The organism is Paenibacillus dakarensis, assembly GCF_001373415.1.
Classification (GTDB): domain Bacteria; phylum Bacillota; class Bacilli; order Paenibacillales; family Paenibacillaceae; genus Paenibacillus_AQ; species Paenibacillus_AQ dakarensis.
In genome coordinates this window covers 1-1,762 of sequence record NZ_CDSE01000003.1, presented here as the reverse complement: position 1 = coordinate 1,762, position 1,762 = coordinate 1, and the positions used below count along the sequence as shown (strand labels likewise).

The 1,762-nt window shown below is 43.5% G+C and carries 2 protein-coding genes; both read right to left on the bottom strand.

Annotated features, from left to right (window positions below; genetic code table 11):
- Positions 1-729: NAD(P)/FAD-dependent oxidoreductase (locus tag BN1234_RS00105; protein ID WP_170307947.1), on the bottom strand; the 729-nt coding region annotated here is incomplete at its 3' end.
- Between the two features lie 238 nt (positions 730-967).
- On the bottom strand, positions 968-1,654 hold the full coding sequence (locus BN1234_RS00100) for a hypothetical protein (protein ID WP_054954637.1): 687 nt from the start codon (positions 1,652-1,654) through the stop codon (positions 968-970).
- Positions 1,655-1,762: the final 108 nt, after the last annotated feature.

The window sequence follows — 1,762 nt, the reverse complement described above, 5'->3', positions numbered from 1 at the left end:
CCCAACCGCCATGACCACAAATTCAGCCTCTAATTCTGTACCATCCTTAAAACGCAGGCCGGCAACACGCTCTTCACCCAGCAGTTCTACAGTCTGCTTGCCCATTGCAAACTTAATGCCTTGGCTCTCCAGTTCTGCTTGAAGCATGGCCGATGCATTATGATCAAGCTGACGTTCCATCAGGTCCTCCATCAAATGAATGACGGTTACGTCCATTCCGAGATTGACAAGGCCCTTGGCTGCTTCAAGGCCCAATAGCCCCCCACCGATTACCGCTGCTTTTTTATACTGCTTAGCCGCAGATAGCATCTGGTTGCAATCGCCTATATCCCTAAAGCCAACAACACCTTCTTTGTCGCTTCCGGGAACCGGCAGAATAAACGGATTAGAACCGGTGGCAATGATAACACGGTCATATGGTACCTCAAGGCCATTATCTGCGATCACTAATTTATTCGTTTCATCAATTTTGGTAACGGTTGTACCTGTATATAGTGTAATATTGTTATCTTTGTACCAGTTCCAGTCATTCAGTACGATATCATCTATAGTTTTGCTACCTTCCAGTACATAAGACAGCATGATTCGGTTATAGTTAGGGTGTGGTTCGCTTCCGAATACTGTAATGTCATATGCGCCGCCTAATTTAATAATTTGCTCTACTGCACTTATGCCCGCCATTCCATTGCCAATAACTACGAGTCTCTGTTTGTCATTGATGCCAGTCATGCTCGATTCCTCCTTAGTTTCTAACCCCAGCCCGCTGTCAGCTATGTAAGCAGACCTCATCTTCAGGGTATATAGATCAACTGTTCCACTGTTTTCCATCGCTTTTCATACCATGATTATACATTTAAAATTTTATCTTAATTGTGATTGTATTCACATCAATTGTGAATATATTCACATAAATTAGACACACTAATTACACAAAAAAAAGACAGCTGACGCTGTCTAAAGTCTTGCATTATATGATGAATGCCTTCATATACGTCCGTTCGCCCTTGGATACTTTCAGGTAAGGCCTGAGACCTGCAAATCCTTTTGCACTCAGATCGACTCCAGTCATCCAACTGCCGGATACACTAACTCCTTCTGAAAGCATGTCAAGCGAAGGTGCCGTAATATGCTCCTGATAAAGAGGGATCCGCGCTTGAATCTCTTTGAAATCCTTTCCTTTCTCCTTTAAAGGCATGGGGCTCGTATAAGTCGGCACAAAATATTCGGAAATGACATCCATTTCTTGTTCTGAATAAAAAGGCTCATCCCCCAAAAAAGGGTGTAATAGCTGTATTTTCTCATACTGAGACCAAATGATCATTTGAAGCAGAACCCCCGGTATGCCCGTATTATCTGCGGTGTCTGGTTTTTTCAAGGAGTGAACATACTTCTCATACCCGATGCATTTCCATCCCTTTGGACTCTTCACCCATTTTTGAAAAGTTCCGCATCCCTGCTTGCTGTGCCTTGTTGTTTGAGCCTCTGAATCGCTGTTTGTCCCTGTAAGCGCGGGCCATAAGGAGGCTGGCAAATACCGTTCTAAAAACTCCTGAGTCTTATCATAAATTTGCTGAACTCTTAATGACGCCCTCTCAAGCTCGGCGGCTTCCTCTTGTCCATAATAGATATGCGGGAGATTGACCATATCTTTCATAAAGATTCGCCTCCTTGGATTCTTCGGCTTATTTTTCCAATTATACTATACAGGACAAGGTGTGGTGCAAGTCCTCTTCTAAAAATAGAAAAAACCCGCCTCTAGCAC